We start from the raw sequence: 15,369 nt of genomic DNA, 5'->3' as shown, positions 1-15,369 counted from the left end.
CTCCTGCCCCGGAGCTGCCCCGCCGTCGCCCTGCGCCGCCCCTGCCCCGGGCCGGCTCCTGCCCGGGGCCGCTCCTGCCCGGGGCCGCGCCCGGGAGGCGTCCGTTAGCCGTCCGTTAGCGGTGGGCCATTGAATGTGAGACGTCATCCGGACATCGGATGACCGATGACGGCTGTCCCGGAGCACGGGGCCGGTGACGTGCGACAGATGACCGCTACCCAACGTCAACCGACAGACATCAGTACCTGTCAGTGATCAACGGCGTTCGGTATGCGGAGCCGGTTCCTCTGTCGTCCGCCGGCACGGGGCACGTGGCGAATCAGTGAAATCCGGTCATGCGACGGTGTCATGGCGCCCTTGGTTGCCGTAGTGTCACCTGAGTTCTCGCGCTGGGGAGCGCGAAGGCCGAGTACCGGGGAGGGACTTGACGTATGGCACCGCAGCACATGGGCCGACGACTGCGCAAGGGAGCGGGGACCACGGCTGTGGCCGCGCTGGCGGTGGCGGCGCTTTCCGCATCGCAAGCGCCTGCGGTCGTGCACGCGAGCAGCCCGACGGACCAGTCGGCCTCGGACGTGACGCCGACCCCCACACCGAACGCCCCCGCCTCGGGCAACTCGCCGTACTACACGGACCTTCCGCCGCTCACCTCGCCGACCCCGCCGAACGCGGTGAACCCGCCCGCGGGGACGACGCTTGTCGGTGACCAGCAGGGCATACCCGCCACGGTGCTCGACGCGTACAAGAAGGCGCAGGCGGCGCTCGCGACGAGCCGGCCGGACTGTCACCTGCCCTGGCAGTTGCTCGGCGGTATCGGCAAGGTCGAGTCGGGCCACGCGAACGGCGGCCGGGTCGATGCCAACGGCACGACGCTCACCCCGATCCTCGGCCCGGTGCTCAACGGCGCCGGGTTCGCCAACATCACCGACACCGATGGCGGCGCGTACGACGGTGACAAGGTGCACGACCGGGCGGTGGGGCCCATGCAGTTCATCCCGTCGACCTGGGCGCACTCGGGCCGCGACGGCAACGGCGACGGCGTGAACGACCCGAACAACGTCTACGACGCCGCGCTCGCCGCCGGGTTCTACCTGTGCGGCAACGGCCGCGACCTCGCGGTCAAGGCCGATCTCGACAGGGCGATCCTGAGCTACAACCAGTCGCAGGAGTACCTGACCACCGTCACGACGTGGTTCGACTTCTACCGGCGCGGCAGCTTCGAGGTTCCCGACGGCACGGGCTCGCTGCCCGGGCACCGCAGCGACCAGACCCCGAGCACACGGCCCCCGGCCACGTCGAAGACGCCGCCCAGCACCACGCCGGCCCCCCGGCACACCACCAAGCCGACTCCGAACCCGACCCCCACGCCGCCGGCCCCGCAGACGAAGCCGCCGGTCGTTCCCACCAAGCCGGGCGGAGACGTGACGCCGACACCGGTGGCGCGGCCGACGACCCTGGAGGACGCGGGCACCAAGGAGCTGACGGCGTTCTCCGGTGGCGCCTTCGCCGGGCAGCCGACGGCGCGGGTGAAGGACGGGGCCGGCAAGGCCATGGCCCAGGTGACGGTGAAGTTCGAGATCGTCGGCGACACCGACACCCGGTTCGCCAACGGCTCCACCACCGCTTCCGCGCCGACCACGGCGGACGGTACGGCGGTGGCGCCGGCGCTGAAGGCGGGCGAGAGGACCGGCACGTTCACGGTGCGCGCCACCGTCGTCACGTCCGCGCTGCCCGCCGTCGAGTGGAAGGCGACGGTCCTCGCCCGGCAGGCCGATGGGCTGGTCCGCGGCGACGCCAAGGAGTTGACGGCCGCACCGAACGGTGAGTTCGCGAACGCGGTGTCGGTCAAGGCGACCTACAAGGGCGCCGCGGCCTCCGGTGTCGCGGCATCCGCGACGATGATCGCGGCGCCGGCCGCGGGCGCCGACGCGAAGGCCGCGCCCAAGGTCAACGACAAGGGCCCCTACTTCAAGGACGCCAAGAACAATCCGGTCCGCGAGCTGAAGGATCTGAAGACCGACGCGAACGGTGTTCTGGTCCTGCCGAAGATGTACGCGGACGGCGAGACCGGCACGTTCCTGCTCCGCATCACCACCGAGGGCGGCGCCACGCTGACCCTTGAACTCAAGGTGGCCGCCACTTCCTGAGGGCAGTCCCTGTCCCGTACTTCGGCGTCCCGTACTTCAGCAGCCCCTTTGCCGTCCGACGGCAGAGGGGCTGTTCGACGTGTTCTCATCTGCGCCGGGCGTTGCTACCGTGCCCCTTCCTGACGGCCCATCAGTTCACTGGAGGTCGAGCATGCGCGCCCTCATAGCCGCCGCGATCGGGCTGGCCGCCGCCCTCGCCCTCGTCCTGACCGTCTCGGCCATCGGCGCCCCCGACGGCACGACCTCGCCGAAGCCGCTGCTCACCACCGTGCCGAGCGCCCCGGGGAAGATCACCCAGACCAAGTAGAGGAAGAGCAGGTCCATGCGCCGCAAAGCCAGTCTCGTCCTGCTCGCCCTTGCCGTGTTCTTCGCCGCCCTGTCGCCCCTGCTCCGCTGGTACGCCTTCCCCCGGCTGGCCAAGATCCCGCCCGGCCAGTACCAGGAAGCGGTCCTCGAAGCGAAGAACGCCACCCTCATCGACTACGCCACCATGCAGTCCAGAACGGTCCCCAAGGTGACGGTCGTCCAGACACTCAAGGGCAATGTCGAGGCCGCCAAGCAGATCGAGAAGAGCGCGGGCAACGACGTCGTGGTGTGGGACACCCTCTCCTACATCCAAGGACCGGACGGCAAGATGGTCTCCGAGATACCCGAGCGCTACATCTTCGACGCGCACAGCCAGGCGCCCGTCCACGCCACCGGCGAGATGGTCGACGGCGACGCCGTCCAGCGCAAGGGCATCGAGTTCAAGTGGCCGTTCCTGACCGAGAAGCGGGACTACGAGTACTTCGACTTCCAGGCCCGCACCTCCGCGCCCATTCACTACCGGGGCACCCGGACGTTCCACGGACTCGACGTGTACTACTTCGAGCAGACGATCCCGTGGACCAAGGTGCCCTATCCGAAGAAGATGCCGCTGCCCGGTATCGACTCCAGCACCCTGGAGAAGACCACCGGAACCTCCCTCTGGTACACCACCACCCGCAAGTTCTGGATCGACCCGGTCACCGGCGCCCCCGTCAACGGCGAGGAGATGAACCAGGAAGAGATGCGCGGCGGCACCCTCCTCGGCGGCCGGGACAAGGTGACCGTGTTCGCGGGCGACGTGAAGATGCGTGCGGACTACGTCGACTACACCGTCGACCTGGTCAAGAAGAACCGCAGCCTGGTCCTGATGCTCACCTCCTATCTGCCCTGGGGATTTCTCGGCCTGGGGATCGCCCTGCTCGCGCTCTCCCTGTGGCTGGAGGCGCGCGCCCGCCGCCCCGGCGGGCCGCCGCCCGCCGTCACCGAACACCTCGATCCCGTCACTGCTTGAGCCGGGCCTTGGTGAACCGCGTCGCCTGCGCCGCCGTCGGATCCTCCGGCCACGGATGCTTGGGATAGCGCCCACGCAGCTCGGCCCGCACGGCGCGGTACCCCTCCCGCCAGAAGTTCGCGAGGTCGGCGGTGACGGCGGCCGGCCGGCCCGCCGGGGAGAGCAGATGGATGAGGACGGGCACGCCGGCGACCTCCGGTGTGCCGTCAAGGCCGAACATCTCCTGCAACTTGACCGCGAGGACGGGCTGTTCACCCCCGTATTCCACCCGTATCCGTGATCCGCTGGGCACCTGGATGCGTTCCGGAGCCAGCTCGTCGAGCCGGGCCGCCTCCCCGGTCGCCCACGGCAGCAGCCGGCTGAGTGCGGCGCCCGCCTCGATACGGCCCAGATCGGACCGGCGCCGGGCCCGCGAAAGCTCCGGCTCAAGCCACTGCGATGCCGCGTCGAGCAGCGCCGCGTCGGCCACATCCGGCCAGGGCTCCCCCCGCACCCGGTGCACGAACGCGAGCCGCTCCCGCAGCCCCTGTGCCTCACGGGTCCAGCGCAGAAGCCCGAGCCCTTCGCGCGTCAGGCCCTCCAGGAGCGCGTCCCGCACGAGTGCGGGGTCCGGGTTCTTCAGCGGCCGTACGGACAGCTCGACCGAGCCGAGCCTGGCCACCCGGCGGGCCACCACGTCGGTGTCCTCCCAGCGCACCTCCTCGCCCTCGCTCACCAGGTGCCCGGCGGCCAACCGGGCCGTCGGCTCGTCGATCACCGCGGCCAGCCGGATCCTGGCGGACGCCGCCTGCACGGGCCGGTCGGCGACGGCCACCGCCAGCCAGTCCGCCGTGCTCAGCCCCGAGCCCTGTGCCGCCTGCGCGCCGGTGCCGGACACCATGAGGAACGAGCCGCCGCCGCGCGCCCGCGCCACGCGCTCGGGGAACGCAAGGGCCGCGACGAGCCCGGCCGCCGCATCGGCCGAGCCCTTCTCGGGATGGCTCCCGGCGAACGCGGTGAGGCGCCGCACCTCCTGGAGCCAGCGCGCCGCGTACCCGTCGCCGCCCCGGCGTGCCGTGCGCCAGGCCGCCGCCAGCTCGTCCCCGTACTCGCGCGGCGGCTCCTCGCTCAGCAGGGCCACCATTTCCGCGGCGCGCCGGCCGCCGACCTCCGAAGCGCCGTCCAGGAGGGCCCGGGCGAGCCGGGGGTGCAGCCCGAGCCGGGACATCCGGGCGCCACGGTCGGTGGCGCGGCCCTGTTCGTCCACCGCCCCGATCGCCGTCAAAACGGTGCGGGCCGCGGCCATCGCACCCGCCGGAGGCGCGTCGAGCAGGGCGAGGCCTTGCGCCGACGGGTCGCCCCAGCAGGCGGCCTGCAGGGCGAACGCGCAGAGGTCGGCGACCTTGATCTCGGGGGCAGGGAAGCGCGGCAGCCGGCTGTTCTCCGCCTCGGTCCAACAGCGGTAGACCACGCCAGGGGCCTCTCGCCCCGCCCGCCCCGCGCGCTGGCGGGAAGCAGCCTGCGAGGCCCGTACGGTGGTCAGCGCGCCGAGCCCCCGGGCGTGATCCACCCGCGGCTCGCGGGCCAGCCCGCAGTCCACGACCACCCGCGCCCCCGGCACGGTCAGTGAGGACTCGGCGACCGACGTCGCCAGGACGACGCGTCGCCCTGCGGACCCGGTGAGCACCGCGTCCTGCACGGAAGCCGGGGCGCGGCCGTGGACCTGGAGGACTTCGATGCCGTCCAGATCGCTCAACTGCCGTGCCACCCGGGCGATTTCGCCCACGCCCGGCAGGAAGCAGAGCACATCGCCGTCCCGCTCGGACAGTGCCCGACGCACCGTGGCGGCCACATGGGAGAGCAGCGCGGGGTCCACCCGCATGCCGTGCGGGGGCCGCACGGGCTGGGTGGGCGGCGCCCACACCACGTCCACGGGGTGCGCCACTGCGGCGGCCTCCACGACCGGTGCGTCCCCGAGCAGCCGGGCCCAGCCCTCGGCGTCGGTCGTCGCGGACGCCGCCACCAGGCGCAGCTCGGGCCGCAGCGCGGTCCGTACGTCCATGAGGAAGGCGGCCACCGTGTCCGCGTCCAGGTGACGTTCGTGGCACTCGTCGATGACGACGACGTCGACACCCGCCAACTCCTGGTCGCGTTGGAGGCGTTGGAGCAGCACGCCGGTGGTGACGACCTCGACGACGGTGCCGGGCCCGACGGAGCGTTCGCCCCGCACGGTGAAACCGACCCGCTCGCCCGTCCGCTCACCGAGCAGCCAGGCCATCCGGCGCGCGGCCGCCCGGGCCGCTATCCGGCGGGGCTCGGCGACCACGACCCGGCGCACCGGGCCGTCGCCAAGCAGGCCGGCGAGGACCAGCGGCACCAGGGTGGTCTTGCCGGTGCCGGGCGGGGCGCACAGCACGGCCGTCCCGTGCCCGTCGAGCGCGGCCAGCAGCTCGGGCACGGCCTCGCGGACCGGGAGGGCGTCGAGTGCGTCGGTTCGGATCATGCGCTCAGTGTCGTACGTCCCGCCGGACCGTGCGGCGCCCTGTCCACAGGGCCGGTGGGCTTGTATGACCGGCCGGGATGGCGGGCGCCGGGCCGAGGCCGGGCGGGACCCGTCTCGTACGGCCGGTCCGGGCAGCGCCCCCGGACGCTCGGCTCCCCGGACACCGGGCCCCCTTGGCCCCGTCCGCAGACGCCGGGTCGCCTCAGTCCCGTGCTCAGACGCCGGACCCCTTCAGTCCCGTCCGCGCAGGCGCCGGGGCCCCCTCTTAGCCCCGTCTTCAGACGCCGGGCCGCCTCAGTCCCGTACGCACACGAAGATCGCGGTCCCGGGGATCAGGTTGCCGCGCAGGGGGGACCAGCCGCCCCACTCCTGGGAGTTCCAGGCCGGCCACTCCGGTTCCACGAGGTCTGCCAGGCGGAAGCCGCCCGCGACCACGTCCCGCACCCGGTCGCCCAGCGTGCGGTGGTGCTCCACATACAGGGCACGGCCGCTCTCGTCCTGCTCGACGTACGGCGTCCGGTCGAAATAGGAGGCGGCGACGGACAGGCCCTCGGGGCCGGGCTCGTCGGGGAACGCCCAGCGGATGGGATGCGTGACCGAGAAGACCCACCGGCCGCCGGGCCGCAGCACCCGTCGGACCTCGCGGAAGACCTTCACCGGGTCCGCGACGAAGGGGACCGCGCCATAGGCCGAGCACGCCAGGTCGAAGGAGGCGTCCGCGAAGGGCAGGGCGCCCGCGTCCGCCTCGACCAGGGCGAACGTGCCGCCGTCGATGCGCAGCGCGTGCTGGAGCTGCCGGTGCGAGAGGTCTAGGGCCACCGGGCGCGCGCCCTGGGCGGCCAGCCAGCGCGAACACTGGGCGGCGCCCGCGCCGATCTCCAGCACGTCGAGCCCCTGCAACGACCCCTCGGGGCCGAGCAGCCGGGCCTCCGCTTCGTCCAGGCCCTCGGGACCCCACACGAAGCGGTCGTCGCCGAGGAAGGCCCCGTGATCGCCCTGGTACTCGTCGGCGTTCCGGTCCCACCAGCCGCGGCTCGCCCGGCTGCTCTCCGTGTCCCCGGCGGCACGACGCGTCGCCTCCGGCTCGGATCCGGACCCGTTCTCGGACTCGTACGCTTGGATCTCTTGGCTCATCGTGTCCGTCGTTGTAGTTTGCGCGGAACGCGACCTCGTGTGCGCGCAGGTCTCGAAAGAGGTCGCGGGGGCCCATCGTGGCCTCGGGGAACCTTAGTTGTGCCGGGATTGCGGGGATCCGCCCCGGGTGTGCGCCTTCGCGCATTGACCCTGTCCGGCTGCCCCCGTATGCTACAAGTTGCGCTGCGAGCCTGCGCACCTCAGACCTAGCAGGCGCGCTTCCATCTGTTGTATGTCCCCTCGGTTTGTCGAGGCGCCATCCGGACCGACCCGGACAGGCGCTTCCCTGGCTGTCCGGCTTCTGCAGAGGCGATACGGGCTCTCGGCGTGGCAGTACCTACGACTTTCTGTCCGTAACCGGAGCCCTTTCCCACATGACGAGCAGCACCGAGACCACCTCTACCACTCCGCAGGTAGCGGTCAACGACATCGGTAACGAGGAAGCCTTCCTCGCCGCGATCGACGAGACGATCAAGTACTTCAACGACGGCGACATCGTCGACGGCGTCATCGTGAAGGTCGACCGGGACGAGGTCCTGCTCGACATCGGTTACAAGACCGAAGGCGTGATCCCGAGCCGTGAGCTCTCGATCAAGCACGACGTCGACCCGAACGAGGTCGTCAAGGTCGGCGACGAGATCGAGGCCCTGGTTCTCCAGAAGGAGGACAAGGAAGGCCGTCTGATCCTGTCCAAGAAGCGCGCTCAGTACGAGCGTGCCTGGGGCACGATCGAGAAGATCAAGGAAGAAGACGGCATCGTCACCGGTACCGTCATCGAGGTTGTCAAGGGTGGTCTCATCCTCGACATCGGCCTCCGTGGCTTCCTGCCGGCCTCCCTCGTCGAGATGCGTCGTGTCCGCGACCTCCAGCCCTACGTGGGCAAGGAGCTTGAGGCGAAGATCATCGAGCTGGACAAGAACCGCAACAACGTGGTCCTGTCCCGCCGCGCCTGGCTTGAGCAGACCCAGTCCGAGGTTCGCCAGACGTTCCTCACGACCCTGCAGAAGGGTCAGGTCCGCTCCGGCGTCGTCTCCTCGATCGTCAACTTCGGTGCGTTCGTGGACCTGGGTGGCGTCGACGGTCTCGTCCACGTCTCCGAGCTGTCCTGGAAGCACATCGACCACCCGTCCGAGGTTGTCGAGGTCGGCCAGGAAGTCACCGTCGAGGTCCTCGACGTCGACATGGACCGCGAGCGTGTCTCCCTGTCGCTGAAGGCGACGCAGGAAGACCCGTGGCAGCAGTTCGCCCGTACGCACCAGATCGGGCAGGTTGTCCCCGGTAAGGTCACCAAGCTCGTTCCGTTCGGTGCGTTCGTGCGCGTCGACGAGGGCATCGAGGGCCTGGTCCACATCTCCGAGCTGGCCGAGCGCCACGTGGAGATCCCGGAGCAGGTCGTCCAGGTCAACGACGAGATCTTCGTCAAGGTCATCGACATCGACCTTGAGCGTCGCCGGATCTCGCTGTCCCTGAAGCAGGCCAACGAGTCCTTCGGTGCCGACCCGGCGTCGGTCGAGTTCGACCCGACCCTGTACGGCATGGCCGCGTCCTACGACGACCAGGGCAACTACATCTACCCCGAGGGCTTCGACCCCGAGACCAACGACTGGCTCGAGGGCTACGAGACCCAGCGCGAGGCGTGGGAGGGCCAGTACGCCGAGGCGCAGTCGCGCTTCGAGCAGCACCAGGCCCAGGTCATCAAGTCCCGCGAGGCCGACGAGGCCGCCGCTGCCGAGGGCGCTGCCGCTCCGGCCGGTGCCCCGGCGGGCGTCTCCGGCGGTTCGTACTCCTCGGAGTCGGACGACAACTCCGGCGCCCTGGCGTCGGACGAGGCGCTGGCTGCCCTGCGCGAGAAGCTGGCGGGCGGCCAGAGCTGACGCTCCGACCCCAGCCGGTAGATAGCTGAACGTAAGGCCCGTTCCCCCTGGGGGAGCGGGCCTTACGCCATGTCGGGCGCCGTACGGCACACCCACGGCGAGGGCCCCCGGGCCGGGGCGAGGGCCCCAGGGCCACGGCGAGCCGCGGCCGGACGACGCCGCTGTAAGGGGGCGGTGCGTGAACGCGGCCGCGCCACGGCCCAGTTGACCGCCGACGTGGGCCGGCCCGCAGCGACCCGGCGGACCACGCGGGCGGCGCCGCCCGCGAGATCCCGCGTCCGGCCCGCGGCTTTCCGTCAAAGCGCCGGGGACGGGAATGCCCACGTCCTGAGCGTCGTTCTTCCTGGTGAACACGAGGAGGAGCGGTAATCGTGCTTGAAGCGCAGGATTTGTACGCATGGGAGCCCAAGGGCCTCGCCGTCGTCGACATGGCGCTCGCGCAGGAGTCGGCCGGCCTGGTCATGCTGTATCACTTCGACGGCTACATCGACGCGGGCGAAACCGGCGAGCAGATCGTCGAGAAGCTGCTGGAGACGCTGCCCCACCAGGTGGTGGCCCGCTTCGACCACGACCGGCTCGTGGACTACCGCGCCCGCCGCCCCCTGCTGACGTTCCGCCGGGACCGCTGGACGGACTTCGAAGTCCCCGCCCTGGAGGTCCGCCTGGTGCAGGACGCCACGGGCGCGCCCTTCCTGCTGATGTCGGGCCCCGAACCGGACGTCGAGTGGGAGCGCTTCGCGCTCGCCGTGCGCCAGATCGTCGAACGGCTCGGGGTGCGCCTGTCGGTCAACTTCCACGGCATCCCGATGGGCGTCCCCCACACCCGGCCCGTGGGCCTCACCCCGCACGGCAACCGCACGGACCTGATGCCCGGACACCGTTCGCCGTTCGACGAGGCGCAGGTGCCCGGCAGCGCCGAATCACTGGTCGAGTACCGCCTGATGGAGTCCGGCCACGACGTCCTGGGCGTCGCCGCGCACGTCCCGCACTATGTGGCGCGCTCGTCCTACCCCGACGCGGCGCTGACCGCCCTGGAAGCCGTCACGGCCGCCACGGGCCTGGTCCTGCCGAGCGTCGCGCACGGCCTCCGTACGGAGGCGCAGCGCACGCAGACCGAGATCGAGCGCCAGATCGGCGAGGGCGACGAGGAACTGGTCAGCCTGGTCCAGGGACTTGAGCATCAGTACGACGCGGTGGCGGGCGCCGAATCGCGCGGCAACCTGGTCGCCGAACCGGCGGACCTCCCCTCGGCGGAGGAACTGGGCAGGGAGTTCGAGCGTTTCCTCGCCGAGCGGGAGGGCGACGCCTGACGGCGGCGCCTAAGCTCGGCTCATGCTGAAGGTGGGTTTGACCGGCGGTATCGGCGCCGGCAAGAGCGAAGTGTCACGGCTCCTCGTCTCCTACGGGGCCGTATTGATCGACGCGGACAGGATCGCGCGGGAGGTGGTCGAGCCCGGCACTGCGGGCCTGGCGGCCGTGGTCGAGGCGTTCGGCCCCACCATCCTGTCCGAGGACGGCACCCTCGACCGGCCCAGACTGGGCGGCATCGTCTTCTCCGACCCCGACCGGCTCGCCACCCTGAACAAGATCGTGCACCCACTGGTCGGCGCACGGTCGATGGCGCTGGAGTCGGCGGCCGGCCCCGACTCGGTCGTCATCCACGACGTGCCCCTCCTGACGGAGAACGGCCTTGCGGCGCTGTACGACCTGGTCGTCGTCGTCGACGCCGCCCCCGAGACCCAGCTCGACCGGCTCGTGCGGCTGCGCGGCATGACGCCCGACGAGGCCCGCGCCCGCATGGCAGCCCAGGCCGACCGCGCCCAGCGCCTCGCCGTCGCCGACCTGGTCATCGACAACGACGGCGCCCTTGAGGCCCTTGAGCCGCAGGTGCGAGAGGTCTGGGCGGAACTGGTGCGGCGGGCCGGACGCTAGGCCCCGGCCCCTGAGCCGGTCGCCCCGAGCCGCCGCGAACCCCTCCCGCCGGGCTCCGGCGTACGGGTGCCCTACGAGGCCGAGTGCCCAGCGGACCATCGTGCTCATCGGCCGCGGACGCACTGCCGTGAGCCGGGCGTTCAGGGCTGCGGACGCACTGCCGTGGGTCGGGCGTTCGTGGCTGCGGACGCACCGCCGTGGGCCGGGAGTTCAGGGGCGTTCAGGGCCGCGGACGCACCGCCATGGACCGGGCGTACGTGGCCGCGGGGGCGGCCATCGCCCGCTGCTCGGGCCGACCCCGGCGGCGGCCGCGCGCTGAGCGTGCGCCCCCGCGCGCGACCGCCCCGGCACGCATACGGAATAGCCGGGCCGGGCATGGCGTTGACATCGCGCAGCAAGGGAAAGGACAGGCACGTGGGCGAGAGCACCCCCGAGACGCACGTCATTGATTTCCGCGCCGCCGAGCAGCTGCTGGCTGCCCGGGACCCGCGTGGTGCCGTCAGACTTCTCGACTCGGTCATCGCGGCGCACCCCGAGAACACCGCGGCCCGCCTGCTCCGGGCCCGCGCGTTCTTCGCCGCGGCCCAACTCCGTTCCGCGGAACTGGAGTTCCAGCTGGTCCTGGAACGCGAGCCGGACAACGCCTTCGCCCACTTCGCCCTGGCCCGCACCTATGAGCGCCAAGCCCGCCCCGACCAGGCCACTCGCCACTTCCGTCTGGCGGCGGCCCTGGACCCGAAGCCGGAGTATCTGACGGCGGCGCGGTTCGAGGACGACGCGCCGCGGTAGCCGGCGGGCGCGCAGGCGTGGCCTTGCCGGGCGCGGGGCGGCCGCGCGACGTCAGCGTGAGCGGGGCGGCTCGTACGGCGGGATGTCGCGGCCCGGCTGATAGTGCGGGCCCTGCCGGATATGGCGGATGATCATGACGAGGTCGACGACGATCAGCGCCGCCAGCACCGCGCAGGCCGCCATCCACCCCGGCCGCCCCTCCAGGGCGAAGCCCGCCGTGCCGCCGAGAGCCCAGATCAGGCCCCAGATGCTCAGCCACAGCCGCATCCGCAGGGGGCTGCGGGCGGTGATCGGTTCGTTACCGGTGCGCAGCATGATGATCGCCTCTATGGGGGTGTACCCGCTGGGACGGAGGTGAAGCCGCCGACGCCCCGCCGATCCACCGATCCGCCGCCCCGCCGATCCGCCGATCCGCTCATTCGCTGATCCCTAATGCGTATGCGACGAGACGTGGGCCTCGGGGCCGGGCCGAACGCCCAGGCGCAAGGTGCACGGGATGATTAGGGTGGCCGCATGCTGCCCGTCGACGACCTCCCCGAGACGCTGCTCGACCTCGCCGTGCCACACGAGGACATCAACGAACTGACCTCGCTGGCCGCCCGGTTCACCGCCGAACCCGAGCTCGGTGACCTCCTGGAGGAAGCGGTGCGAGCCCTCGTCGAGGACATCGGAAGCATCGGAGTCCGCCGGGAACCGCCGGCCCTGCCCGAGGGGATGGGCGACCTGGAGCGCTGGTTTCCCGTGTTCACCGCCGTCGCGGCGCTGCCCTACACCAAGGCGTACCACCGCGAGCGGGGCATTCCGCAAGACGTCTCACGCCGTACGCTCGCCGACCTCGGGCGGCACATCGCGCTGCACCACAGGCGGTACGGAATCGGCGGGCTCGCCGCGCCCCACTGGCTGCGGCTGCACGTGCGCGGGGAGATCTACCAGCTCGGCCGGCTCCAGTTCCAGCGCTCGGAGCTCGGGCAGCGCACGGGCCGCGCCGTGCGGGCTGCGGGCTTCGACGCCGGGCCCGGCGACCTCTGCCTGAACCTTCACATCCCCGACTGCAACGGCCCGCTGACGCCACGGGCGTGCACCGACTCCATCGCCCGGGCCAGAACCTTCTTCGCGCGTCACTTCCCCGAGGAGCGCCACCGGGTCGCCGTGTGCCACTCCTGGCTGCTCGACGAACAGCTGCGGGACCACCTGCCCCAGGACTCCAACATTCTTCGATTCCAAGGTTTGTTCCGCAGCGCCTACAAAGACGACGAGCCGGCCGACCGTGAACCCGTCGGCTTCGTCTTCGGCGACCCGGAGCTGCCCCTGGGGGACCTCCCGCAACGCACCACCGTGCAGCGTGCCGTCACCCAGCACCTCCTGCGCGGCGGCCACTGGTACCGGGGCCACGGCTGGTTCGCGCTGTAGACACCGGCACGGACGGCGGCCTGATCACCGCTCAGTGCACAAAGCTGTAGCTGCGCCAGGGCGCGGCCTTCGCCGCCACGTTGTTGGCGAGCCTGCTGCCCACGTACGTCGTGTCCTTGCCCGTGCAATCCGGCGTCCTGTACATGACCATGTCGACGAGCGTGTTGTTGGAGATCGCGGTCGTACCGGCCGGGGGCAGCCGATGGCAGCCCCTCACCTTGGGGCTGGTGAACGTGACGACGCGGTCCGGCCCCGCCGTATAGCTGATGGTGCCGATCGCCGTCCGCCCGAGGCTGGAGCAAGCGGTGGCGGCCAGGGTGAGCAGCACGGCTCCGGCGGCGATCCGGGTCCGGTGCCGGCGACGGCGGCGCGAGGTCGGGGCGGGGGACTGGGACGCGGGCACGGACATGAGCGGTCCTCGTCTGTACGGCATGGCTGCGGCGGTCAGTGCCGCCAGCCTGCCCCCTGTCCGCGTCCGCGGCATCCGGTGTGCCCCACGCATAGCCCGCCCGGGCGACCGCGCCCCTGTACCGGGCGATGACGCCCCTGCGCCGGGCCACCAAGGCCACGCCCCGGCTGCCCCGCGCCCCGGCCGCGCCGCCCCGCGCCCCGGCCGCCGCTTGTCCGGATCCGCCGTGTCCGGGGGCTTTACGCGAGAGCCGGCGGCAGGGTACGAGAGATTGCGGTGCCCGGAGCCGGGCACGCGGTACCTGTCGAACGCGCGAAGGATTGCGGCACGGCACTGCTCGAACCCCGTCGGAAGGCGCACGAAGCTGATGGAACCCATCCGTACGACCCGCCAGGGAGCGGTGCGAGGACGGCTCGTCACCGACGACGTGGCCGCCTTCCTCGGCATCCCGTTCGCCGCGCCCCCCTTCGGGGAGGCACGCTTTCGGGCACCGGCACCGGCCCTCCCCTGGGACGGTGTGCGAGACGCGCTCTCCTACGGAGTGAGCATGCCCAGGGCGCCCTACGCGCCGCCCTTCGACACCCTCATCCCGGACGACGGCCCCCAGGACGAGGACTGCCTCAACCTGAACATCTGGAGCCCGCACCCGGCGCCCGGCGGCGGGCTCCCGGTGATGGTGTGGATCCACGGCGGCGCCTTCGCCAACGGCTCGGGGTCCGCGTCCTCCTACGACGGAAGCGCCTTCGCGCGCGACGGCGTGGTCTACGTCAGCATCAACTACCGGCTCGGCGCCGACGGCTTCCTGAAGCTGGAGGACCGGCCGGACAACCGCGGGCTGCTCGACCAGATCGCCGCCCTGGAATGGGTCCGCGACAACATCGAGGCATTCGGCGGCGACCCCCGCCAGGTGACCGTCTTCGGCGAGTCGGCGGGTGCCATGAGCATCGGCGCCCTGCTTGCGCAGCCCCGCGCCCGCGGCCTGTTCCGGCGCGCGATCCTCCAGAGTGGCGCCGCCCACCACTTCCTGCGGCCCGCGTCCGCCCGGCTGATCACGGCCAGGCTCGCGGAAAAACTCGGCATCGAGGCGACCGCGGAGGAATTCGCCGCCGTCCCGCTGGAGAGGCTGCTGCCCGCCCAGGCCGAGCTGCGGGGCGAGATCGGGGCGCGCCCCGACCCGGCGCTGTGGGGTGAGGCGGCGCTCAACATGATGCCGTTCGAGCCGGTACTCGACGAGCTCGCGCCCCCGGCGGCGGACTGCGGGGTGGAGTTCCTTGTGGGCAGCAACCGCGAGGAGTACCGCCTGTTCCTCGTGCCCACCGAACGCATCGACGTCCTGCCGCAGTCCAAGCTCCGGCTGGCGACAGCGGCGTACGGGCTCGACCCCGACAAGGCACTGCCCGTGTACGCGGACCGCCGCCCGGACGCCGTGCCAGGCGAGCTGTTCGACGCGGTCACCACCGACTGGTTCTACCGGATCCCGGCCCTGCGCGTCGCCGAGTCGGTACCCGGCTCGTACGTGTACGAATTCGCCCGGCGCTCCCCGGCCCACGACGGCCGGCTCGGCGCCTGCCACGCCTCCGAGCTCGCCTACGTCTTCGACCGGCTCGACGACCCCGCCTACGCCCCGATGCTCGGCCCGCGCCCTGCGCAGCCGCTCGCGGACGCGATGCACGGCGCCTGGGTGGCCTTTGCGAAGACGGGCGATCCGGGCTGGGCTCCCTACGACGCGGAGCGCCGTACGACCCGAATCTTCGACACCGCCCCGAGCGTGGAGTGCGACCCGCGCGGCGACGAACGTGCCTTGTGGGAGGGGGTGCGCTGAGGCCGTGGGGCTCATTGTCAGACCTCGCCCGTAAGGTCGTAGACCAGTCGCG

Annotated in this window: 13 protein-coding genes; 9 read left to right on the top strand and 4 right to left on the bottom strand. The window is 71.8% G+C overall.

Annotation, left to right across the window (positions count from 1 at the left end):
• The first annotated feature begins 431 nt into the window (after positions 1-431).
• From ACGFW5_RS14495 to ACGFW5_RS14485, 3 genes are all read left to right on the top strand, one after another.
• Positions 432-2,147, top strand: a complete 1,716-nt coding sequence (locus ACGFW5_RS14495; protein ID WP_393834541.1) for a lytic transglycosylase domain-containing protein — start codon at positions 432-434, stop codon at positions 2,145-2,147.
• A 151-nt stretch (positions 2,148-2,298) separates the two neighbouring features.
• Entirely contained in the window at positions 2,299-2,454 is a 156-nt protein-coding gene (locus ACGFW5_RS14490) for an SPW_0924 family protein (RefSeq protein ID WP_393834540.1), read from the top strand.
• Positions 2,455-2,469: 15 nt separating this feature from the next.
• Positions 2,470-3,465 (top strand): DUF3068 domain-containing protein, encoded by a 996-nt coding sequence (locus tag ACGFW5_RS14485; RefSeq protein ID WP_393834539.1) that lies wholly within the window; start codon positions 2,470-2,472, stop codon positions 3,463-3,465.
• On the opposite strand, the gene hrpB is transcribed toward ACGFW5_RS14485, so the two are convergent.
• Both hrpB and ACGFW5_RS14475 read right to left on the bottom strand, forming a co-directional pair.
• On the bottom strand, positions 3,455-5,947 hold the full coding sequence (hrpB, locus tag ACGFW5_RS14480) for an ATP-dependent helicase HrpB (RefSeq protein WP_393834538.1): 2,493 nt from the start codon (positions 5,945-5,947) through the stop codon (positions 3,455-3,457). The genes ACGFW5_RS14485 and hrpB overlap by 11 nt on opposite strands.
• Positions 5,948-6,241: 294 nt before the next feature.
• Positions 6,242-7,081 (bottom strand): class I SAM-dependent methyltransferase, encoded by an 840-nt coding sequence (locus tag ACGFW5_RS14475; RefSeq protein ID WP_393834537.1) that lies wholly within the window; start codon positions 7,079-7,081, stop codon positions 6,242-6,244.
• A 374-nt stretch (positions 7,082-7,455) separates the two neighbouring features.
• Between ACGFW5_RS14475 and rpsA the strand changes: the two genes are divergently transcribed.
• The 4 genes from rpsA (at position 7,456) to ACGFW5_RS14455 (ending at position 11,676) form a co-directional block, all read left to right on the top strand.
• Positions 7,456-8,955: a 30S ribosomal protein S1 gene (gene rpsA, locus ACGFW5_RS14470; protein ID WP_053729297.1), complete on the top strand. Its 1,500-nt coding sequence runs from the start codon at positions 7,456-7,458 to the stop codon at positions 8,953-8,955.
• A 428-nt stretch (positions 8,956-9,383) separates the two neighbouring features.
• Positions 9,384-10,265 carry a PAC2 family protein gene (locus tag ACGFW5_RS14465; protein ID WP_393834662.1) on the top strand — a complete coding sequence of 294 codons (882 nt, stop codon included), beginning with the start codon at positions 9,384-9,386 and terminating at the stop codon, positions 10,263-10,265.
• Between the two features lie 22 nt (positions 10,266-10,287).
• Positions 10,288-10,887: a dephospho-CoA kinase gene (gene coaE, locus ACGFW5_RS14460; protein ID WP_393834536.1), complete on the top strand. Its 600-nt coding sequence runs from the start codon at positions 10,288-10,290 to the stop codon at positions 10,885-10,887.
• Between the two features lie 375 nt (positions 10,888-11,262).
• The gene (locus tag ACGFW5_RS14455) at positions 11,263-11,676 is read left to right on the top strand and encodes a tetratricopeptide repeat protein (RefSeq protein ID WP_393834535.1); all 414 of its coding nucleotides are present in this window, start codon (positions 11,263-11,265) and stop codon (positions 11,674-11,676) included.
• A 51-nt stretch (positions 11,677-11,727) separates the two neighbouring features.
• On the opposite strand, the gene ACGFW5_RS14450 is transcribed toward ACGFW5_RS14455, so the two are convergent.
• Positions 11,728-11,991, bottom strand: coding sequence for a DUF6343 family protein (locus tag ACGFW5_RS14450; protein WP_393834534.1), 264 nt, complete (start codon positions 11,989-11,991; stop codon positions 11,728-11,730).
• A gap of 198 nt (positions 11,992-12,189) precedes the next feature.
• Here ACGFW5_RS14450 and ACGFW5_RS14445 point away from each other — a divergent pair, with 198 nt between their 5' ends.
• Complete coding sequence (locus tag ACGFW5_RS14445; protein ID WP_393834533.1) at positions 12,190-13,086, top strand: acyltransferase domain-containing protein; 897 nt, start codon at positions 12,190-12,192, stop codon at positions 13,084-13,086.
• 31 nt (positions 13,087-13,117) lie between these two features.
• Here the strand turns inward: ACGFW5_RS14445 and ACGFW5_RS14440 are convergent, their stop codons facing one another.
• On the bottom strand, positions 13,118-13,495 hold the full coding sequence (locus tag ACGFW5_RS14440) for a hypothetical protein (protein ID WP_393834532.1): 378 nt from the start codon (positions 13,493-13,495) through the stop codon (positions 13,118-13,120).
• A gap of 367 nt (positions 13,496-13,862) precedes the next feature.
• Between ACGFW5_RS14440 and ACGFW5_RS14435 the strand changes: the two genes are divergently transcribed.
• Positions 13,863-15,317: a carboxylesterase/lipase family protein gene (locus ACGFW5_RS14435; protein WP_393834531.1), complete on the top strand. Its 1,455-nt coding sequence runs from the start codon at positions 13,863-13,865 to the stop codon at positions 15,315-15,317.
• Positions 15,318-15,369 lie beyond the last annotated feature (52 nt).

Source organism: Streptomyces sp. NPDC048416 (assembly GCF_043200435.1).
Classification (GTDB): Bacteria; Actinomycetota; Actinomycetes; order Streptomycetales; family Streptomycetaceae; genus Streptomyces.
Note: the sequence above shows the minus strand (reverse complement) of the source record. Positions and strands in the feature narration are given on the sequence as shown.